Source organism: Paraburkholderia gardini (genome assembly GCF_907164545.1).
Classification (GTDB): Bacteria; Pseudomonadota; Gammaproteobacteria; order Burkholderiales; family Burkholderiaceae; genus Paraburkholderia; species Paraburkholderia gardini.
This window is the reverse complement of sequence record NZ_CAJQZB010000004.1, coordinates 18,139-37,586: the sequence shown is the minus strand read 5'-3', so window position 1 is coordinate 37,586 and position 19,448 is coordinate 18,139. Positions and strand designations below refer to the sequence as shown.

Below are 19,448 nucleotides of genomic sequence, written 5' to 3'. Positions count from 1 at the left end.
CCGGGAATCGAACGGGTCGTGCCGACTGGCGACCCCGCAGGCACGGGCGCGATCGTCGCGCGTTCGTGTCGTGTGCCTCCCGTCCACTTCACGCGCGACGATGCTTCAACTCAATGCACCGGGCTTGCCCCGGCGTAGTACGTCGCAGCCGCGTCCATTTCTGCCGGTGTCATCTGGCGCGCGACGTTGCGCATCTGCTCGCTGATGTCGTTGTGACGCGCACCCGATGCAAACGCCTGCAACTGCGCCTTCACATACGCAGCCGGCATGCCTTCGAGCCACGGGGCTCCCGCCTTGTTGTCGACATCGCCATGACACGCCGTGCACGACACGATGTTACGCATCGGCGAGCCGTTCGCGACGATCTCCGGCATCGGCGGATTCGGCTTCGTGCCCGCGAGCACGGGGCGCGGCAGCGAAGCGTAGTACGCCGCCAGATCGCGCATTTCCTGATCGCCCAGATTGCCGGCCATCGGCGACATCACCGCACTGGTCCGCGCACCCGACTGAAAATCGAGCAACTGCTTGTAGATCACAACAGCATATTGCCCGGCGAGATTCGGCGAGTTGGCTTCGCTCATGCCGCGCTCGCCGTGACACATCGTGCAGCGCATCGCGAGCGTCGCACCGCGGCCAATCGAAGACGCACTCGAATGCGCGAGCAGTTGCGGGGTGATTTCGGCAGTACTGGTCCGTACTTTCGACTCGACGGGCTCACCGCCCGCGAGCCATTTCTGCGGCACACCCGCCGCGCTGCAGATCGCGTTCCAGATACCCTGGAACTGCGCGTCTTTCTGCGCGGACGGCAGCCACACGAACCCGATCAGCACTCCGGACACGATAAGAACAACCATCGCGCCGACGCTCGTCCTGAACCACGGATTGGCCAGCGAGAACAGGCGCTCGTTTCCTGTGTCGTTCATCGCTGTCCTCCAACCGGCACGGCCGGCACGGATGTCTGCGGCTGCGACAGTAACTGCCCGATCGGGTAGCCGTAGTTGGTCACGGTCAGTACGACCATCAACGTGACCCACAGACTAAAGCTGTTCAGGGCAACCGGCAGTTTCACCGGCTCATGCACCGCGGTGCTGAAGCGGTATTCCGGCGGCGTGACGCGGGGACCGCGCTGCGTCCGGTACAGAATCGTGAAGAACAGGATCGCCGAGATCACGAGAATGAATCCGCCAATCGCCGACATCGTCACCCAGATCGCCTGCGCGGCGATTTCCGGATTCGTGTAATCGTAGAACGCCATGCGGCGCGGCATGCCGAGAATACCGACGTAATGCCACGGGAACGTCAGCACGATCATGCCGATGAACCACAGCCACAGTTGCAGGCGCATCAACTTGAGACTCGTCACCGCGCGGCCCGTGAGTTGCGGCCACAGATCGTAGGCGATCACGAAATACATGATGACGATCGCACCCGCGAAAATCAGGTGGAAGTGGCCGGTGACCCACTGCGTGTTGTGGATCGTCGAATCCATCTGGTAGCTCATGTTGATGATGCCGCCCGCCCCGCCGAAGCCGAGCATCACGAACGAGAACGCCACCGCGAGCATCATCGGGTTCTCCCACGGCAGCGCCTTCAGCCAGCCGAGTGCGCCCTTGCCGCCGCGCAGCCGCGCCGCGATCTCGACCGATGCGCTGATCGTGAAGACCGTGAGCAGCGTCGGCACGGCTACGAGCGCCGTAAACACCGAGTGCAGGAACTTGAAGCCCGAGCCGACTTCCGGATCGGCGAACAGATGGTGAATGCCGATCGGCATCGACACCACGAGGAACAGGATGAACGAGATGCGCGCCATCGAGTCGCTGTAGAGCCGCCCGCCGATCGCGCGCGGGATGATCGTGTAGTACGCGATATAGGCCGGCATCAGCCAGAAGTAGACGATCGCGTGCAGCGTCCACGAGAAAAACACGCGCGCGAGACCCGCGTCGATCGTGTGCTTGAAGCCGAGTGCGACCGGCAGGATCTGGAACAGCAGTTCGAGCGCGGCACCCACCGCGGTCCAGCCCCACAGGTACGCGCCGGCCACGGTGGCGAACATCGCGAGCGGCACCGGCTTGCCCGGGTTCCCGCGTTTCCACGCGCGCATGTTGATGCCCATCAGCGCGACCCAGATCCACGAGCCGACCACCACGAGCACGATGCCGATGTAGTAGAACGCGTTGCCGATCATCGGCGGATAGAACGTGTACAGCACCGAAGCGAGGCCCATCGCGACCGGCACCATCGCCGTGACGGTGCCGGCCAGCACCAGCCAGAAACCGGCCCACGCCCAGCGCAGGCCGATGAGCGGACGCTTGAGCGCGAGTTCGGAGACGGCATAGCCGAAGCCCATCGCGATCAGCGTTGGGAATACATAACCCATGGCCGAGCCGTGGGCCGTCACCGAACGGTAGTAATGCTCTGGATTCTGCAGCCACGGATGCAGCGGGCTGCGCACATACATCTGCCACGCGCCCAGCAGGAGCGCGAGCCCGAACGCGGCGAACGCCAGCCAGAAATGCGCGAGAACGAGCCGTTTGCTATTGAACACAGCTGACCCTCCGCGAACCGGCCGCCATCTGCGCGAACGTTGCCTTGTCCACGACCTTGACGTGCGCCCACATGCCCTGGTGGCCGACGCCGCAGTATTCATGACACGGCATCAGATGGTCGCCAGGTTGATCGAATGTCGTCCTGAAGGTCGAGACGTAGCCGGGTTCGAGCATCGAGTTGATGTTGGTATGGGTGATCAGGAGGCCGTGTATGACGTCCGCGCTGGTGGCGCGGAACGTGACGGGCGTGTTTGCCGGCACCACGAGACATTGCGGCGTGAACGAATACTGCTGCGCGACGAGGCGCACCGTGACCGAGCCGTCGCTTTCGCTCGCGGTACCGAGATTGCTCTCGATGAATTCGCCAGATACGTGCAGCGAAAGCGGATCGACTATCTCGACGCGCGAAGGCGGCATCATCGCCCAGTGCAGGCCGGTATAGACCATCACCGCGACCAGCACCGTGACGATGCCGACCACGAGCATCGCCCAGCGCCGCTCGACGCGCGCGGCGACCTGTTCCGATGACGAATGATGAGGAGCGGGAGTCATTGCCATGCAAGGTGCCTCACTGGATCACGCCGCGAGGCAGGAACACGATGAAATAGAACGCAAACCACAGGCCGATGACGATGGCCGTGGCAATGCCCGCGAGTGCAATCGCGCCGCCTGGGCCGCGGCTGACGATTTCGTCCACGGCTTCATCTTCCGCGCTATGCGCGTGGCCGGAAGGGGAATCGCTCATGCTTTCCTCGATATGCTCAAAATGCTGTGACGGTGCGCTCAATAAAGCGGCGCGGTGCGCAACTCGTTCGCTTCCCTGCCGCTGACCGGCGTACCGTGATTGCCCCACGCGGTGCGGATATACGTGACGACAGCCGCCACCTCTTCATCCGAAAGCGTATGCGCGAACGGCGGCATGCCATACGGCGACGGATTCTTCGTCGTGCCCGGCGGATAGCCGCCGTTGAGCACCATGCGAACCGGGTTCACCGCCGAGGTCATCAAAATCGACTGGTTTTGCGCCAGCGGCGGGAAATGCGGCACCTTGCCCTTGCCGTCGATACCGTGACAGACCGCGCACTGCGCGTCGTAGATCTTCTTGCCGAGCGGATACAGGCGGTTCTTTTCCTCGGTGACGGCCGCCGTCGGCGGGCTCGCGCGCTGGCCGCTACGTGCCGGCAGGCTCTTCAGATAGACAGCCATCGCGCGGATATCTTCGTCCGACATGTATTGCAGGCTGTCGTAAACGACTTCGGCCATCGGACCGTACACCGCACCGCGCTTCGAGACGCCCGTCTGCAGCAGATCGGAAATCTCCTCGATGCTCCAGTCGCCGAGACCCGCTTCCCGGTTCGACGTGAGCGACGGCGCATACCAGTTCTGCATCGGAATCAGGCCGCCTTCGAATGCCTTCGATGCCGAGCTGCCGCCGAGCGCATTGATCGCCGTGTGGCACATCGCGCAGTGTCCCGGACCTTCGACGAGATACGCGCCCCGGTTCCATTCGACGGACTGCGTGGGATCGGCCTTGTATTCGCCCTGACGGAAATACAGCGTGCGCCAGCCCAGCAGCAGTTCGCGCTTGTTGAACGGAAAACGCAGCGTGTGCGGACGGTTCGGCTGATGGACGGCAGGCACGGACATCAGATATGCATACATCGCGTCCGAATCCTCACGCGTCATGCGCGTGTACGACGCGTAGGGCATCGCGGGATAGAGGATCGTGCCGTCCTTCGACTTGCCTTCGTGCAGCATCCGGTAGAAATCGTCGGCGCTCCATGAGCCGATGCCGGTTTCCCTGTCGGGCGTGATGTTCGGCGTGTAGAGCGTGCCGAACGGCGTATCCATCGGGCGCGTGCCGGCGAACAGCTTGCCGGCCGGCATCGTGTGGCACGCGATGCAATCGCTCGCGCGAGCGAGATATTCGCCGCGCGCCACGACACTGGCGTTGTCTTTCGAGGCGGCGGTCTGCGCATGCGCACCCGTCACGGCCAGAGAGGACAGCGCGACGGCGCATGCCGCGCGGCGGGTGAAAGTCTTGAGCGTTCTGACGTATCGGAGAGCGTGCAATTCAGTTCTCCGGTTAGTGAGGGACGCTGCCGCAGGCGAGCGGCATCTTGAGCGAACCGGCGGCGACCGGAGACGGATCGGCCGGCGCTTTCTGCGACGCGAGCCACGCGGCCACGGCGGTGATGTCCCGCTCGTTCAGGTGTGTTGCGACGACCTTCATGCAATCGGGCGCGGCCGTACCACGCGTGCCGTAACGCCATGCGCCAAGCTGCGCGCTCAGGTAATCCGCGTGCAGCCCGAGCAGACCCGGAATGGCCGGCTCCATGCCGGTCAGCGCGCCGCCATGGCACGCCACGCAGGCAGGAATCTGACGCGATGCATCTCCATGCGTGACGAGCGTCTGCCCAAGCGCGAGCGTTGCCGCGTCGACCGTGGGCGTGGAAGGCGGCGGGAACGGCGGACGTTCAGCCGCGAAGTAATCGGCGATCTTGTGCAGGTACGGGTCGGGGAGATACGCGAGCAGATAGTTCATCGGCGGATATTTGCGCCGGCCATCACGGAACGCGAGCAGCTGGTTGTACAGATACCCGGCGGGCTTGCCGGACAGACGCGGGAAGTAGTCGTTATCGGTGCCCTCGCCGCGCTGGCCGTGACAGGCCGCGCAGGCGAGCACCCGGGCATGCATCGTGTCGGGCGCCTGATCAGAAGCCGGGTCCGCGGCGAATGCCGTCAGGCTCGAACACGCAAGAAGCGCGATCGCAATGAGTGTCCGCCGTTTTACCACCTCGACCCTCTCAGGTTGCTGATGCATTGGTCTGTCGCGCAAACGGCAGCCGGCAACCCGGCGAGGCTTTTAATACCGTCATGCGCAAATTTTTTTCTCCGGAAGATGTGTCGCCCGTGGCGATCATCAAGGTCCGGCGCATTCTAAGGCTGCTGTACGGCTATACGAGTTATAGAAAACTGAAGCGGAAATTACCATACCGCTTTCAGGCGTGCGTATTCAAATACATATCGGTTTGAGCAAGAACAATCTTCGTATCTTTTTTGAGACGGGGAAAAGTGGTAAGGCAAAAAACAACAGTCATGGTCGCCTGCAAGCCGCTTTCCATTGAATATGGTATGGGCTTTAACTATTGCATCGGCATGACCACTGACGTCTTTCCCGCGTCTTTACATGCCGCGATGCCCTGGTGAACTGGTTACCTGAAAAAATTAAAAACTGGTCATTTTCAGGAACCACCTCATCGCCTAATCTTGGTCCTGCCGCGCTGCTTCGCGCACCTCAACCGATCAGGGAAACTGCCATGACTTCACGTCTCGACTTCTACTCCGCCAACCCGAATGCCATCAAGGCCGTCCTCGCGCTCGAAGAACGCATCGGCAAATCGGGTCTCGAAAAATCGCTTGCCGAGCTGGTCCGGCTGCGCGCGTCCCAGATCAACGGCTGCGCCTTCTGCGTCGACATGCACGTCACCGACGCACGCAAGGGCGGCGAAACCGAACGCCGCCTCGCGACGGTCGTCGTGTGGCGCGAAACGCCGTTCTTCACGGACCGCGAACGTGCCGCGCTCGAATGGACCGAAGCGCTCACGCTCGTGTCGCACGATCATGTGCCGGACGCCGTCTGGGAAGCGGTTCGCCCGCACTTCAGCGACGAGGAAATCGTCGACCTGACGCTGCTCGTCAATGCGATCAATACGTGGAACCGCTTTGCAATCGCATTCCGCAAAATGCCGGCCTGAAGCAGCGCGGGCAGATGCCCGCCGTCATCGGCGAAGCGGTGCTGCCACGCACGCCCTTCACTTCAATCCGAGACGTTTTGCGAGCCGGTTCAGGTTCGCGCGATCCATGCCAAGCTCACGCGCCGCCGACGCCCAGTTGCGATCGTTGCGCGCGAGCGCCTCGCTGATGAGCGTGCGCTCGTAGCCTTCGATGGCCGAGCGGAAGTCTGCCGGCGCGTCCACGGCATCGCCGTTCGCGGCGCCCGCCGCCGAAGCCAGCGCGCGCCGCGCGTCGGACAGCGCCAGATCGTCCTGCGTCAGCGTGAGAATGCGCGGACGGTGTCCGTGGCGCGCGAGCGCCTTCAGCGCGCTGCGCCCGATCAGATGCTCCAGTTCGCGCACGTTGCCCGGCCACGTGTACGCGAGCAGCGCCGCCTGCGCCTCGTTCGAAAGCCGCAGACTCAAGAGCCCGAGCCGCGAACGGTTCTCTTCGAGAAAGAAACCGGCGATCAGCAGTACGTCGCGCCCGCGTTCGCGCAGCGGCGGCGCCCATAACGGATACACGCTCAAACGATGATAGAAATCCGCGCGAAAGCGGCCTTCGCGCACTTCCTCGGCAAGATCGCGGTTGGTCGCGGCGATCAGCCGCACGTCGACCTTGTGTTCGTTGTCCGACCCGATGCGCTGGATCTGCCCGTTCTGCAGTACGCGCAGCAGCTTCGCCTGCACGCCGAGCGGCAGTTCGCCCACTTCGTCGAGAAAGAGCGTGCCTCCGTCCGCGAGTTCGAATTTGCCGCGACGGTCCGCCGACGCCCCCGAAAACGCACCGCGCACATGGCCGAACAGTTCGCTTTCGACAAGCGTGTCGGGCAACGCCGCGCAGTTCAGGCTGATCATCGGCTTGCCGGCCCGCGGCGACAGCCCGTGAATGGCGTTCGCGACGAGTTCCTTGCCGACGCCCGTCTCGCCCGTCACCAGCACCGTCAGGTCGCTGTTGGCGACCACGGCGATCTCGTCCATCAGGCGCTTATGCTGCGCGCTGCTGCCGATCATCTCGCGACGCGTCGCGCTGCTCGCCAGCCGGTATGCCTCGGCACGCGCCCGCTCTTCCTCCGAGCTGCGCGCGAGCGTATCGATGCGATCGACCACGCTGACCGTCGCCGCCGCGAGACTCAGGAACGCCTGCAGCGAAGGCAGATCGAGTGCGTCGAACTGGGAAGGATCGAGCGCGTCGAGCGTCAGCAGGCCCCAAAGCCGTCCGTCGATATACAGCGGGCAACCGAGGCAGTCGTGTACTTCCAGATGGCCTTCGATGGCCTGCACCAGACCGTCGTACGGATCGGGCAGACCGGAATCGGCGGCAAAGCGGGTGGGCTCGCGCTGCGAAAGCAGTTGCGCAAAGCGCGGATGGTCGCTCACGCGAAAACGCCGGCCCAGCGTGTCGCTGCTCAAACCGTTGATCGCGAGCGGCACCAGCGTGTCGCCTTCGAGCCGCAACAGCGCGGCGGCGTCGCCGGGAAAGAGCGTGCGCAAGGTGTCGAGCAGACGCCGGAAACGCTCGGCGGGAGGCAGCTCGCGCGACAGGTCCTCGACGAGTGGAATCAGCGCATCCAATACTGCATGAACAGTCAGAGTGACTACATCAGTAGTCTTTTCGACTCGTGTCATATCAACCACACCAATTCAAAGGCATCTGATTCTAAAGGAATTTTTAGCTGGCATGAAACGTGTATATAAAACCTCGAACGAGGAACCCGCCTTGAAGGCGATTCCCCTCTTCCAACTGCCATGAAAAGGAATCCGCAGATGCTTTCAACCGAACACCGCGCCATCGTCAAGGCAACCGTCCCGCTTCTCGAAAGCGGCGGCGAAGCGCTGATCACGCACTTCTACAACACGCTGCTGGACGAGAACCCCTCGGTGCGCCCGCTCTTCAACCAGGCTCACCAGGCAAGCGGCGCGCAGCCCCGCGCGCTGGCGAACGGCGTGCTGATGTATGCGCGCCACATCGACGAACTGGAGCAGCTTGGCGGCCTCGTCGCCACGATCATCAACAAGCATGTCGCGCTGCAGATCCTGCCTGAGCATTATCCGATCGTTGGCGGCTGCCTGCTGCGCGCGATTCGCGAAGTGCTCGGACCTGAGATCGCAACCGACGCTGTGATCGAGGCATGGGGAGCAGCCTATCAGCAACTGGCCGATCTGCTAATCGGTCTCGAAGAAAACATTTACGCCGAAAAAGAAAACGCGCGTGGCGGCTGGCGTGGTGCGCGCACGTTCCGCATCGCGCGCAAGGTGCAGGAAAGCGACGAAATCACGTCGTTCCATTTCCGCCCGGCCGACGGCGGCGAGCTGCTCGAGTTTCATCCGGGTCAGTACATCGGCATGCAGGTGTTCATCGACGGCGAGGAACTGCGCCGCAACTATTCGCTGTCCGCTGCAGCGGGCACGGACGAATACCGTATCAGCGTGAAGCGCGAGCCGGGCGGCCGCGTGTCGAACTATCTGCACGACAGTGTCCACGAAGGCGACACGATCGAACTGTTCGCGCCCTCCGGCGATTTCCGGCTCGAACACAACGAGAAGCCGCTTGTGCTGATCAGCGGCGGCGTGGGCATTACGCCGACGCTCGCCATGCTCGAAGCCGCGCTCGAAACGGACCGGCCGGTGCACTTCATTCACGCGGCGCGTCACGGCGGCGTGCATGCGTTCCGCGACTGGATCGACGATCTCGCCGGGCGCCATCCGCAGCTGAATGCGTTCTACTGCTACGAGCATCAACGCCAGGGCGATGCCGAAGCACACGCATACGGGCTGCTCGATCAGGAGCGCCTGAACGAATGGCTACCGGAAACGCGTGACGTGGATGCGTACTTCCTCGGCCCCGTCAGTTTCATGAAGGCGATCAAGAAACACCTGAAGGAACTGGGCGTGCCCGAAACGCAGAGCCGTTACGAATTCTTCGGCCCGGCATCGGTACTCGACTAAACCCTGTCCACTCACAACGTTCAAGAAACATGTCCTTCACCGACACCCTGCGGCACGATCACGAAGCAATCTTCAAGCTGCTGGACGAATGCCAGAAACTGGGCATTTCCAGCGAAGAAGGCAAAAAGAAACTGGTTCAGGCCCGTGCCCTCGTACAGGCGCATCTGAAACGGGAAGATACCCAGCTGTACCCCGTCATGCAGCGACATGAGGAGACGCGCGAACTCGGCGCGACGTATTCGGCGGAGATGCAAAACATCACCGCCGACGTGAACGGATTCTTCGATGCCTATGCGAACGGCGGATCCGGCCTCGATTACGCACGGCATCTGGGACGCACCATTTCCCAGCTCCGCCAGCGTATGACCCGCGAAGAAGTACGTCTTTATCCCGCGTTCGCGAATTATTGCGAGTAGTAGCAAGCAGCAACCGTGCGGGCGCACTTTTGCTCCCGCACGCTTTCCCTGGCGGCCCTCAAACCCATGGATCTATACCGGAACATGCGACTGTTCGTGCGCGTCGCGGAGGACCTGAGCTTCACGTCCGCCGCACGTTCACTGACGATGAGTATCGGCGTTGCTTCACGGCTCATCACCGAGCTGGAGCAGCATCTGGAAACGCGTCTGCTGCATCGCACGACGCGCCAGATCGCGCTGACCCAGGCGGGCAGGCGCTATCTGGGCCGCTGCCGCGCGATCCTCGCTTCAGTCGACGAAGCCGAGGCCGAAGCGCGCGCGGTGCATCTTCAGCCGGCCGGCCGGCTGCACGTTCATGCGTCACCCTCGATTGGCCGGCATTATCTGGTGCCGGCGATCGGGCAATACCAGCAGCAGTATCCGCACGTTCATGTTGCATTGTCGTTATCCGACGAAAACATGGACCTGCTCGAAGACGGCTTTGACACCGCGATCGTCGCGATGCCCGCGTTGCGCGACTCGTCGTTTATCGGCGTGAATCTTCGCGAGACGTACAGCGTGCTGTGCGCGGCACCGGGTTATCTACGACGCGATACAACCGTCGAGACGCCGTTCGATCTCGAAGCCCATCCGTTCGTGAGCTTCACGCCGGCGTTCACGGAATCCGTCGATCTCGCGCTCGTCGATGCAAACGACGCATCCGTGATCGTGACGACGAAACCGGCGTTTTGCGTGAACACGCTCGAATCGGCCGCTTCGGCACTCGAACTCGGCATGGGTATCGGCGCGCTGCCGCTGCATGTGGCGGTCGAAGCGATCGGTGCCGGACGTCTCGTGCGCGTGTTGCCGCACTACCGCCTGCAGCCGCTCACACTGTATGCGCTCTTTCCGTCGCGTCAGTTCCTCGACGCGAAAGTGCGCACATGGCTCGATCATCTGAAGATTCATTTTGAAGGGGCTGCACGGCGCGAGGAATCCATCCTGGCCGAAGCCTCCAGGGTCGCAACCGTGACCGCGTTGCGTGCCTGATCCTTGCCGCGTTTGTGTCACTCCGTTAGCCGGCCTCCATTCTGGAGCCGGCGCTTTTTTGCCTGTTTCATGGAGCGATTCCAGTCATGCGCGGCGTGCGCGCCGCACCCGGATTCATCCTTGCAGGAGCCCGCGCGCGGCGCGGCCGCGCTTACCGGTTCTGCGCGCGCAGCAGCAGCGCCTCGAACTTCTTTAGTTCGACGGGTTTCACCAGATGTGCCTCGAAACCTGCGCTGCGGGTCTGCGCGAAATCGCGCGCGTGGCCGAAGCCCGTCATCGCCGCGTACAGCGTGTTGCCGAATCCCGGCAGTACGCGCAGCGCTGCCAGCACTGCGTAGCCATCCATTTTCGGCATCGCCAGATCGATCAGCGCGGCCTGGGCCGTGAAGTCGCGCGCGATTTCGAGCGCATGGGGTCCGTCATACGCGATGCGCACGTCATGGCCCATCAGTTCGAACAGCATGCCGAGGCTGTCTGCGGAATCGCGGTTGTCGTCGACGATCAGCACGCGCAGCGGCGCGGCGGCGGGCGCCTGCGCGTCCGCGGAATCGGGCGCGGCGGCGAACGCCTGCACAGTTCGCAGCGGCAAGCGGACGCTCAGCGTCGTGCCCTTGCCCGTGCCCTCGCTCGACGCGGTGATCGTTCCGCCATGCAGTTCGACCAGCGAGCGGCACAGCGTGAGTCCGATGCCGAGGCCACCTTGCAACGGCAACGGCCACTGCTGCTCCTGCACGAACAGATCGAAAACCGCTTCGAGCAGGTCCGTGCCGATCCCGCAGCCTGAATCGCGGACTTCCAGCAACGCATGACCGCCCACTGCCCGCGCGCTGATCGTGATCGTGCTCGCTTCCGGCGAAAATTTCGAGGCGTTGTGCAGCAGGTTTTGCAATACCTGCACGAGACGTGTCGGGTCGGCGGTGACATGCACCGGTTCATCCGGCGTCACGATCTCGACCCGCTGGTTGCGCGACTCTGTAAAGGGTTTCGACACCTCGACCGCGCGCGCCATGATCTCGCCCAGCTCGACGTCCTCAAGCCGGATTTCGATCTTGCCCGATGTGATGCGGCCCACGTCCAGCAGATCGTCGACAAGGCGAGTGACGTGCGTCACCTGCCGGTCGATCACGTCGCGCGTATGTTCCAGCGAAGGGCTCAAGCCGGTTTCGAGCCGCATCACGCCGACCGCATTGCGCAGCGGTGCGAGCGGATTGCGCAGTTCGTGCGCGAGGATCGCGAGAAAGCGCTGCATGCGCTCGCTGGACAGTTCGAGTTCCTCGCGATGACGCCGCTCGGTCATATCGCGCGTCACCTTGGCGAAGCCGTGCAGCAAATTCGATTCGTCGTAGACCGCCGTGATCGTGACGTTGGCCCAGAACATCGTGCCGTCCTTGCGCACTCGCCAGCCTTCGTCCTCGACGTGGCCGGTCAGTTTCGCGGTCACGAGTTCACGCTCGGGCTTGCCGTTTGCGATGTCTTCTGCCGGATAGAACACGGAGAAGTGCTGGCCGATGATCTCGTCGTGGGTGTAGCCCTTGAGGTTGCGCGCACCCGTATTCCAGCTGATCACGCACCCGGTCGGGTCAAGCATGAAGATCGCATGGTCCTTGACGTTTTCGACGAGCAGCCGGAACCGCTCCTCGCTCTGATGCAGCGCCTCCATCTGGGCGCGCTGGATGGTGAGGTCGCGGGTGATCTTCGCGAAGCCGCTCAAGCGGCCTTGAGCGTCGCGCAGTGCCGTAATCACGACGTTTGCCCAGAATTGCGTGCCGTCCTTGCGCACGCGCCAGCCTGCGTCCTCGAACCGGCCATGAAGCGTGGCCTGAACCAGTTCATGGTCCGGCCAGCCGCGGGCGACAGCTTCTTCTGTGTAAAAACGCGAAAAATGTATGCCGATGATCTCGTCTGCCCGGTAGCCCTTGATGCGCTCGGCGCCGGTGTTCCAGGTAATGACATGGCCCGTCGGGTCAAGCAGGAACATCGCGTAGTCCTCGATGCCTTGCACCAGTGCGCGGAAGCTCGCTTCCTGGACGGACGGCCCGATAGCGGAGGCGCCTGGCGGCTCGCCGGATGCGATGGTTTCGGGAGGGAGCCGCGTATTGGACGAAATCATGGCGCGTGAGGTGTATGTTTATTGACGCGGCAAGGGATATACCTCACGCGGCGGATAGCGCCCCGCGCTGGGGTAATTCCGGACGGACCCTGGGCAAAACTTCAGGTGTCAGTATGCCGCTAATCCGCGTAAGCGGCCATGACGAGCCACATATCCCGTTCGTCGTCGCGGATTTCGGCGGCCAGCGCGTAGGGCGCGCACGGATCGCACATTTCCATGAGCGTGTTCTGCGCGAGTTCGCCGTTCCCAAATACGCGTTCCGATACGCGGCGCACTTCCTCCTTGCCTTCAAACATGTTCTGGCCGGGACGAAATACGAGGGGCTCGCGCTTCCAGCGTTTAAAGCATTCGAGAACGTTCTTGAAGTCGCCACCGCAAACACTGGTCTCGTAGTGGACCTTCGTGGTCGATTCCATAATCTGCTCCGCGCGGTGCATTACTGGCTTGCACCCGATGCTCCCAATGCCCCCGACGCACCCATAGCCCCTGCCGCCGCAGGCGTGCTGGCGGAATTGCTCATACCGGTGGCGCCGGTATCGCTGCTGGTGTCGGCACGCTTGCAGCCGCTTGCACCGACCATCAGCGCGAATAGAGATGCGATGATCAAAACATTTCCCGGAGTGGGTTTCATGTGATTCTCCTGAATTCGTTGAGGAGCAGGAGTGCCGTATGACCGGCTGAAATGCCCGGCGGACCTTCTCCTGAAGGACATGAAGCAGGCACACACGAAGTACAGCAAGGGACGTGCCTTCCCGGGCCGTTTTCAGGCACCGGGCTAACCGCGCGAACGTGGCTGCCGATAGCGCGCGCAGCGCGTGTACGGGCCAGGGGCGCCAACGCGGTCAACGGATTCATGACGAAACATGCCGGTGTCGCGCACGAAAAAATTCCCTGAGGAAATTACAAGCCGCTCGCAAATTTTTCCTGCGGTGCCTCGCAAGAGGGGATCCATCAGGGACTGTCTGGTGAAAAACTCGACGCCGCCGTCGCAAGAACGCGAATGATGCGCCCGGGTGTGAGCGGCTTCGCGCAATGCGCGTCGAACCCCGCGGCGCGGGCCCGTGCCTTGTCTTCGGTCGATGCAAACGCGGTACAGGCGATCAGCAGCATATGCGAAGTCCGCGGGTCGCCGCGCAGCCTGCGTGCGAGTTCGAGACCGTCGAGCCCGGGCATCGCGATATCGAGCACCACCGCGAATGGCTGCCATTCGCCCGCGATCCTGCAGACGTCGAGCGAATCGTGAACCGCGCGACACTCGAACCCATCGGCGTCGAGCAGCATCTGCAGGGCGTCCGCGGCGTCGTGATAGTCGTCGACGACAAGCACGCGACGATGGTCGGCCATCGCTCGCGTGAACGATCGCCACAACACCACATCGTCTCCGTCGCTCTCGCCCGGATCGACCATCCTGTTCTCCCCTCTACGCCAAAAATGCGCTGACGCTGCGTGCGCAAGATACGCACCCGGCCACGCCCCATACGCTGATCAGCCCTTCAAACCAGCGTAAGGCGACAAAAGAACGAACACAACAGGGATGAACATTGACGGGGATCGGGAGAACCCCGATAAAGTGTCAAAAAAGCACTTCAGGGAAAACCCTTCGTTGGGCCGGTGCGAGACCGTTGCGGCACGGCAGTCAGATGAAAATATCTTCGATGACGTGCGTTCAACCCGCAGCCCATTGAGTGAGCGTGTCGCCGAACCCACCCCGCGCACGGGCTTCGATACGTGCGCTTGTCACCACACGCGGCGCGGCGCTCCATGCAATGCGGGCGCCCGTTGCGATCAACCGGTCCACGAGCACCACGTCTTCGCTGCATTTGCGCGGCGGAAAGCCGCCTGCGCGCAGGTACGCGTCTGCAGAGACGCCCAGGTTTGCGCCATGCACGTGACGATGGCCGTCGGCATCCATATAGCGACTGCGAAAATACTCGCGCACGCACGGCGGATGCGTGGACCAGTCGTCGACGCTGATCGATCCACATACCGCGTCCGCGCCCAGCGACAACTGCGCGACGAGCCATGCAGACGAAACGCGGCTGTCCGCATCGGTGAACGACAGCCAGCGCGCGCCTGCATCGAGCAGATGCGACGCGCCACTCGCGCGCGCGATGCCGACATTGCACGCGTTCACCGCGAGCGTATCGACGCCGAAACCATGCGCAATGACGCCCGAAAAATCGGTGCATCCATCGAGCACGACCACGACGCGGACCTCTTCCCCCGCGAGCCCCGGATGCATGGCCGCTTCCCTGACAGTCGAGAGACACGCGGCGAGCAGCGCCTCTTCATTGTGCGCGGGAATGACAACGCCGATCATGCGATGCCCTCCTCTTCTGCGACCGAGCGTCCGTGTGTCGTCCATACGTCGAGGATCAGATCGCGCTCTTCGTGATGGACGATGCGTGGCATCGCGCAAAGCGCATGCAGCGATGCGTGCGCCGCTTCCGCCGTTTGCAGCGCTTCGTCATATCGATGCCGCCAGTGACAGGCGATCAACGTTCCGTCGGATGACAACGTCGCGCGGATTTTCCGCGCGAGCGTTTCGAGTTCGCCTGCATCGAAGTAGTAAGCGATTTCGCCAAGGACGATCAGGTCGAACTCACGATCGGGCCATTCCCGCGGCACGCTGCGTTGTTCGACGTGTACGGTCGGCATATCGGCAAGCCGTGCGCGCGCCAGCTCTATGGCGGATTCGCTGAGATCGACAACGAGCAGCGCGTCGCACCGTCTGGCAAGCAACGCGCTCAGCTCGCCGTTGGAACAACCCGGCTCGAACGCACACCGGTAACGCTCGCGCGGCAGCGAGGCCATCGTGAGTTGGCGCTTGCGGCGCTCGTACCAGCGCGTGCGCACGCTCCACGGGTCGTCGCTGTGGAGGTACAACGCATCGAAGTAAGTCGCGGGCGAAGCCATGATGTCCGTCCGATGTTCCCTGCGGGAACGGTTCAAAGCAGCCACGCATGGCCGGGATCGTCGACATACGTATTCCCAAGCGACGCGAGATCGCGCTCCGCGTGACTCTGGCGCAGGAAGACAGGAAGGTCCGCCATCAGGCGGGCCAGGCGCGCGTCGCGACACAACGGCCCCGCACCGAGGGCGCGACTGGCATGCGTCATCACGGTAGAAGCCGCGCGCTCGACAGCGAGCCGCGCGCGCAGCACAACGCGCATCGCGTTCGCTTCGGGATGGGCGTCGATGAAGTTTGCGGTTTCGCGCAGCACCGCGCCGGCACCGGCAAGCGAAGCATCGACCGCGCCGAGATGCGCAAGCGCGTGAGGATCGGATCGCCTGATCACGGCTTCGCCCAGCACATTGGCAATGCCGCATGCGGCGCCGTACCAGCATGCGGCGACGCCCCCGCCACCGTGCCAGAAACCCGGGCGCACGACGTAGTCGTGTGCGCCGCCCACCTGCATCGCACGGGCGCCGTCAAAGCGCACGTCGCCACTCGCGCTTGCCTGCATGCCCACGGCATGCCAGTTTTCGCAAGACATCGATATCGACGGTTGCTGCAGATCGACTGCGGCAAGCACCGGCGCATCGTCGAGCCACGCCGTGACCAGCGCATGGCTGACGACCCCGGCGCCGGAACACCACGCCTTCGTGCCATGCAGATGCAGCACGCCTTCGCTCACCGCGCTCGCCACGACTTTCGCATCGGGTGGCTCCGCAGCCCACGTGCCCCAAAGGCTCCGGGACCGCGCAGCCGGGCCGTGCAGTTCGGCCAGTATCGCGAACGCGTCGGTGTGCCCTTCGTAGAATTTGACAAGTCCGAGATCGCGCGCCGCGACAGCCGCGAGCGCGCGCCAGCGCATCAGCGTCGCACCTTGCCCGGGTAGCGGCAACCGGTCGAGTCCGCGCTCGATCATCGCGCACAACACATCGCCGAGGTCGGTGGCAGAGCCCGCATCGAACCGGACATCGGCAAGGAAGCGTTCGAGCGAAGCAAATCTGGCAGCTGGCTCGTTTTCGAAATCGGGAAGGCCCGTGTGAAGTGTGTCGTGCGCGGCGGGCGCTACTGGCATATCAGACATTTCGCTCTCCGGGCAACGGGCGGTTAGGACAATGCGCCTGTACGTCTGGACAGCGATGTCGCAACGGCGCTCATGCCTGAGAGGCAAACCGCATGCCCGACCGGATATGCGCCTGTCGTGATCTCCGGGTGTAAAAGAGACCGACTAGACGAGCCCCTGGATCATGCCGCCGCTTCGATGCGACAGAAGGTAATTCAGCTTGTCCATCGACAGCGGTTTCGTCAGGTGGTAGTGAAAACCGGCTGCGAGCGCGCGCGATTTGTCCGACTCCGATGCGTAGCCTGTCAACGCGACGATCATGATGCCGGCCAGTTCCACATGTGAGCGGATCGCGCGCGCCACTTCGAAGCCGTCCATCCCCGGCATGCCGACATCGACCACCGCTACTTCCGGCCGCCATGAGCGCATCAATTCGACGGCTTCCTGCCCGTTGTCGACCGCGACCACTTCGTGGCCCTGTACCTCCAGCAGCGTTTTCAGTGCTTCGAGCGCGTCGCGGTTGTCATCCACGAGCAGGAGCCGGGCGGGTGCCGGCATCGGCGTCGTTTCGGATCGCGAAGGCTCCAGCGCGGAACGCGTGCGATCGAGGATCGGCAGACGAAGCGTCACGGTCGTGCCTTTCCCGCGCGTGCTGCTGATCGCGATCGTGCCGGCATGCAGTTCGACCATCCGCTTCGCCACCGCGAGCCCAATGCCAAGTCCGCCCTCCGCGCGCGCACTGCTCGATGGCGACTGCGCAAAAAGATCGAACATATGCGGCAACATCTCGGGACTGATGCCGATGCCGTCGTCCGTCACCGTGATCACCACGACGCCGTACTGATCCTGCCTGGCGCCGCCACCCGGGGAAGGCTCCTCGGGCAAAGGCTCCACCGTGAGTTCGATATGGCCGCCCACCGGCGTGTATTTCGCCGCGTTCGAAAGCAGATTGCCGAGTACCTGGCTTATGCGCACATGGTCCGCGCGGACATAAACGGGTTCGTCCATACCATGTAGCGTCAGCACGTGCTTGCGTGCCTCGACGTGATGATTCACAGCCGTCACCGCATCGAAGACGATTTCATTGAGCGATGTGTTGCTGTGCCGGATCGCCATCTTGCCGTGCTTCAGGCGCGCCGCGTCGAGCAGATCGTCGACGAGTGTGCGCAGGTGACGCATCTGCCGCTGGGCGACGTTCAGCACGCCCAGCGCTTCATCGTTACTCGCGCACAAATGTTTCGATGCGCCGATGGCGCTTTCGATCGGCGACATCGGATTGCGCAGTTCATGTCCGAGCATCGCGATGAATTCTTCGCGCCGCATCTCGGCTTCCTCCAGCTGCGCACGCGCGGCTTGCGCTTCGGCGGCTTCGTCCGTGGCGACGCGCCGTGCGTTCAGATGCGTCAGCGCCGCGCCCGCGAGCGTCGCGACATCCGTGAGCAGACGCGCATCTTCCGGATCGAATGTGCGGCCCGGATCATGAGAGATCACCCACATCGCGCCATGCGGACCCTCACCGGCCGGAATCGGCACGACCAGCATTTCGACGATTTCCGGTTGTGCGTCACGCAGGCACGCGAAGAAATGCTGCGGACGCACAAATAGCTGCGGCGTATCCAGATCGAGGGTGATGCCGCATGGACATTCGTCGCGCCGCGTGCGGCTGCCGGCAAGGACATCGCACTGACCGGCGAGCGCGACCCATCTGAACGCGGCATCGGGTGCGGACGTGTCTTCCAGCAGACTGATGCCGGCGCTGCCAGCCCTGCACGACCTGAGCGCGGATTGCGCGAACGATGGCAGCAACACATCCGGCGAGCCAGTTAGCGCGCGAATGAGCGTGATCAGCAGGTTGTTTTCGGCGAGATGGTCGGCAACTCGCGCGGGGCGTTGCAGGAACGCGCCGGTTGCCAGCACGCCAGCGACGCGAGCGTGCTCGATGCGCTGATTTACCAGGGAATTGGCGGGATTCATCCGGGCCCCAGATCGGTGACGAAGTGTGGCCAGAATTCAGCAATCCCCGTGCCGCACCGACACCTGTCGCGCGACCCGCCGCATTTTTACCTACCCAGTGAAACCGGTTGTCGCCCCGGCTTTTTTGCAACGCGAATTGCCGTGAAATCAGACGCGCAGCACGTGCCCGTCGGGCCCGATCTTGCGAGGAATATCCGTGTTCGGATCGATCGGGCGAACCTTCACGCGCGGTGCGGCGGAAGCCGCGCCCGCATTGCTCGCGGCCGGATCGGTGACTTTCTTCGCGATGGTCGGCGACGGCTTTCTGGCTGCGGACCGGTGGCCGGTCTTTTTCCGCGTGCCGGGTTTCGCGGGCGCGGTCTGCGCTTCAGGCGGGTTCCAGACCTCGACGTACCGCTCCGCGGCATACGCGCTCGACGCGATGCCCAACAACGCTACCGGCAGGATGAATGTGCGCAAGAAAGCTCTCCAGCGGGGACCGGCCGCGCCCTGACTGATGCGGTGCCGGCTAAAGGATCGCAACACTGTACATTCATACAGGCACTCGCGCAAACGGTACATAAAAATCTGATGGGCTGATGCAACAGCGGCGGTTGCCTTGCCAGCCCGGATTGCGGGAACCGAAAAGATCA

At 63.2% G+C, this 19,448-nt stretch carries 20 protein-coding genes; 4 read left to right on the top strand and 16 right to left on the bottom strand.

The window, feature by feature from the left end; genetic code table 11:
- Window positions 1–110: 110 nt before the first annotated feature.
- From LPA37_RS04670 to LPA37_RS04645, 6 genes are all read right to left on the bottom strand, one after another.
- Window positions 111–923 carry a c-type cytochrome gene (locus LPA37_RS04670; RefSeq protein WP_228982149.1) on the bottom strand — a complete coding sequence of 271 codons (813 nt, stop codon included), beginning with the start codon at window positions 921–923 and terminating at the stop codon, window positions 111–113.
- A complete protein-coding gene (locus LPA37_RS04665; protein WP_229011804.1) occupies window positions 920–2,545 on the bottom strand; it encodes a b(o/a)3-type cytochrome-c oxidase subunit 1 in 1,626 nt (541 codons plus the stop codon). Before LPA37_RS04665 ends, LPA37_RS04670 begins: the two co-directional genes overlap by 4 nt.
- A complete protein-coding gene (locus tag LPA37_RS04660) occupies window positions 2,535–3,098 on the bottom strand; it encodes a cupredoxin domain-containing protein (RefSeq protein WP_407672483.1) in 564 nt (187 codons plus the stop codon). Before LPA37_RS04660 ends, LPA37_RS04665 begins: the two co-directional genes overlap by 11 nt.
- Before the next feature lie 16 nt (window positions 3,099–3,114).
- On the bottom strand, window positions 3,115–3,291 hold the full coding sequence (locus LPA37_RS04655) for a hypothetical protein (protein WP_228982143.1): 177 nt from the start codon (window positions 3,289–3,291) through the stop codon (window positions 3,115–3,117).
- Between the two features lie 38 nt (window positions 3,292–3,329).
- Entirely contained in the window at window positions 3,330–4,544 is a 1,215-nt protein-coding gene (locus tag LPA37_RS04650; RefSeq protein ID WP_228982262.1) for a c-type cytochrome, read from the bottom strand.
- An 88-nt stretch (window positions 4,545–4,632) separates the two neighbouring features.
- The gene (locus tag LPA37_RS04645) at window positions 4,633–5,244 is read right to left on the bottom strand and encodes a c-type cytochrome (protein ID WP_228982260.1); all 612 of its coding nucleotides are present in this window, start codon (window positions 5,242–5,244) and stop codon (window positions 4,633–4,635) included.
- A gap of 622 nt (window positions 5,245–5,866) precedes the next feature.
- Here LPA37_RS04645 and LPA37_RS04640 point away from each other — a divergent pair.
- A complete protein-coding gene (locus LPA37_RS04640) occupies window positions 5,867–6,304 on the top strand; it encodes a carboxymuconolactone decarboxylase family protein (RefSeq protein ID WP_228982140.1) in 438 nt (145 codons plus the stop codon).
- 57 nt (window positions 6,305–6,361) lie between these two features.
- On the opposite strand, the gene norR is transcribed toward LPA37_RS04640, so the two are convergent.
- Window positions 6,362–7,951 carry a nitric oxide reductase transcriptional regulator NorR gene (gene norR / locus LPA37_RS04635; RefSeq protein WP_228982139.1) on the bottom strand — a complete coding sequence of 530 codons (1,590 nt, stop codon included), beginning with the start codon at window positions 7,949–7,951 and terminating at the stop codon, window positions 6,362–6,364.
- A gap of 138 nt (window positions 7,952–8,089) precedes the next feature.
- On the opposite strand from norR, the gene hmpA reads away from it, so the two are divergent.
- The 3 genes from hmpA (at window position 8,090) to LPA37_RS04620 (ending at window position 10,716) form a co-directional block, all read left to right on the top strand.
- Window positions 8,090–9,271: an NO-inducible flavohemoprotein gene (hmpA, locus tag LPA37_RS04630; RefSeq protein WP_228982137.1), complete on the top strand. Its 1,182-nt coding sequence runs from the start codon at window positions 8,090–8,092 to the stop codon at window positions 9,269–9,271.
- Between the two features lie 29 nt (window positions 9,272–9,300).
- Window positions 9,301–9,687 carry a hemerythrin domain-containing protein gene (locus LPA37_RS04625; RefSeq protein WP_228982136.1) on the top strand — a complete coding sequence of 129 codons (387 nt, stop codon included), beginning with the start codon at window positions 9,301–9,303 and terminating at the stop codon, window positions 9,685–9,687.
- 66 nt (window positions 9,688–9,753) lie between these two features.
- The gene (locus LPA37_RS04620; protein WP_229011801.1) at window positions 9,754–10,716 is read left to right on the top strand and encodes a LysR family transcriptional regulator; all 963 of its coding nucleotides are present in this window, start codon (window positions 9,754–9,756) and stop codon (window positions 10,714–10,716) included.
- Between the two features lie 151 nt (window positions 10,717–10,867).
- On the opposite strand, the gene LPA37_RS04615 is transcribed toward LPA37_RS04620, so the two are convergent.
- From LPA37_RS04615 to LPA37_RS04575, 9 genes are all read right to left on the bottom strand, one after another.
- Window positions 10,868–12,826 carry a PAS domain-containing hybrid sensor histidine kinase/response regulator gene (locus LPA37_RS04615; protein ID WP_267478095.1) on the bottom strand — a complete coding sequence of 653 codons (1,959 nt, stop codon included), beginning with the start codon at window positions 12,824–12,826 and terminating at the stop codon, window positions 10,868–10,870.
- A gap of 119 nt (window positions 12,827–12,945) precedes the next feature.
- Window positions 12,946–13,242 (bottom strand): hypothetical protein, encoded by a 297-nt coding sequence (locus tag LPA37_RS04610; protein ID WP_228982134.1) that lies wholly within the window; start codon window positions 13,240–13,242, stop codon window positions 12,946–12,948.
- A gap of 20 nt (window positions 13,243–13,262) precedes the next feature.
- Window positions 13,263–13,457: a hypothetical protein gene (locus LPA37_RS04605; protein WP_228982133.1), complete on the bottom strand. Its 195-nt coding sequence runs from the start codon at window positions 13,455–13,457 to the stop codon at window positions 13,263–13,265.
- Between the two features lie 320 nt (window positions 13,458–13,777).
- Window positions 13,778–14,233, bottom strand: coding sequence for a response regulator (locus LPA37_RS04600; protein WP_229011800.1), 456 nt, complete (start codon window positions 14,231–14,233; stop codon window positions 13,778–13,780).
- Between the two features lie 259 nt (window positions 14,234–14,492).
- Window positions 14,493–15,146 carry a glycosyltransferase gene (locus LPA37_RS04595; protein WP_229011798.1) on the bottom strand — a complete coding sequence of 218 codons (654 nt, stop codon included), beginning with the start codon at window positions 15,144–15,146 and terminating at the stop codon, window positions 14,493–14,495.
- On the bottom strand, window positions 15,143–15,742 hold the full coding sequence (locus LPA37_RS04590) for a class I SAM-dependent methyltransferase (protein WP_228982125.1): 600 nt from the start codon (window positions 15,740–15,742) through the stop codon (window positions 15,143–15,145). Before LPA37_RS04590 ends, LPA37_RS04595 begins: the two co-directional genes overlap by 4 nt.
- A 32-nt stretch (window positions 15,743–15,774) precedes the next feature.
- Window positions 15,775–16,863: an acyl-CoA dehydrogenase family protein gene (locus LPA37_RS04585; protein ID WP_229011796.1), complete on the bottom strand. Its 1,089-nt coding sequence runs from the start codon at window positions 16,861–16,863 to the stop codon at window positions 15,775–15,777.
- Window positions 16,864–17,007: 144 nt separating this feature from the next.
- The gene (locus tag LPA37_RS04580; RefSeq protein ID WP_229011793.1) at window positions 17,008–18,816 is read right to left on the bottom strand and encodes an ATP-binding protein; all 1,809 of its coding nucleotides are present in this window, start codon (window positions 18,814–18,816) and stop codon (window positions 17,008–17,010) included.
- A gap of 147 nt (window positions 18,817–18,963) precedes the next feature.
- The gene (locus LPA37_RS04575) at window positions 18,964–19,275 is read right to left on the bottom strand and encodes a hypothetical protein (RefSeq protein WP_228982118.1); all 312 of its coding nucleotides are present in this window, start codon (window positions 19,273–19,275) and stop codon (window positions 18,964–18,966) included.
- Window positions 19,276–19,448: the final 173 nt, after the last annotated feature.

What these genes read in the sequence shown, in the direction of transcription:
- LPA37_RS04620 (WP_229011801.1), top strand. Translation starts at nt 9,754, where the DNA reads ATGGATCTATACCGGAACATGCGACTGTTCGTGCGCGTCGCGGAGGAC.
- LPA37_RS04595 (WP_229011798.1), bottom strand. Translation starts at nt 15,146, where the DNA reads ATGATCGGCGTTGTCATTCCCGCGCACAATGAAGAGGCGCTGCTCGCC.
- LPA37_RS04660 (WP_407672483.1), bottom strand. Translation starts at nt 3,098, where the DNA reads ATGACTCCCGCTCCTCATCATTCGTCATCGGAACAGGTCGCCGCGCGC.
- LPA37_RS04605 (WP_228982133.1), bottom strand. Translation starts at nt 13,457, where the DNA reads ATGAAACCCACTCCGGGAAATGTTTTGATCATCGCATCTCTATTCGCG.
- LPA37_RS04640 (WP_228982140.1), top strand. Translation starts at nt 5,867, where the DNA reads ATGACTTCACGTCTCGACTTCTACTCCGCCAACCCGAATGCCATCAAG.
- hmpA (WP_228982137.1), top strand. Translation starts at nt 8,090, where the DNA reads ATGCTTTCAACCGAACACCGCGCCATCGTCAAGGCAACCGTCCCGCTT.
- LPA37_RS04600 (WP_229011800.1), bottom strand. Translation starts at nt 14,233, where the DNA reads ATGGTCGATCCGGGCGAGAGCGACGGAGACGATGTGGTGTTGTGGCGA.
- LPA37_RS04580 (WP_229011793.1), bottom strand. Translation starts at nt 18,816, where the DNA reads ATGAATCCCGCCAATTCCCTGGTAAATCAGCGCATCGAGCACGCTCGC.
- LPA37_RS04615 (WP_267478095.1), bottom strand. Translation starts at nt 12,826, where the DNA reads ATGATTTCGTCCAATACGCGGCTCCCTCCCGAAACCATCGCATCCGGC.
- LPA37_RS04645 (WP_228982260.1), bottom strand. Translation starts at nt 5,244, where the DNA reads ATGCATGCCCGGGTGCTCGCCTGCGCGGCCTGTCACGGCCAGCGCGGC.
- LPA37_RS04585 (WP_229011796.1), bottom strand. Translation starts at nt 16,863, where the DNA reads ATGTCTGATATGCCAGTAGCGCCCGCCGCGCACGACACACTTCACACG.
- LPA37_RS04590 (WP_228982125.1), bottom strand. Translation starts at nt 15,742, where the DNA reads ATGGCTTCGCCCGCGACTTACTTCGATGCGTTGTACCTCCACAGCGAC.
- norR (WP_228982139.1), bottom strand. Translation starts at nt 7,951, where the DNA reads ATGACACGAGTCGAAAAGACTACTGATGTAGTCACTCTGACTGTTCAT.
- LPA37_RS04670 (WP_228982149.1), bottom strand. Translation starts at nt 923, where the DNA reads ATGAACGACACAGGAAACGAGCGCCTGTTCTCGCTGGCCAATCCGTGG.
- LPA37_RS04625 (WP_228982136.1), top strand. Translation starts at nt 9,301, where the DNA reads ATGTCCTTCACCGACACCCTGCGGCACGATCACGAAGCAATCTTCAAG.
- LPA37_RS04655 (WP_228982143.1), bottom strand. Translation starts at nt 3,291, where the DNA reads ATGAGCGATTCCCCTTCCGGCCACGCGCATAGCGCGGAAGATGAAGCC.
- LPA37_RS04610 (WP_228982134.1), bottom strand. Translation starts at nt 13,242, where the DNA reads ATGGAATCGACCACGAAGGTCCACTACGAGACCAGTGTTTGCGGTGGC.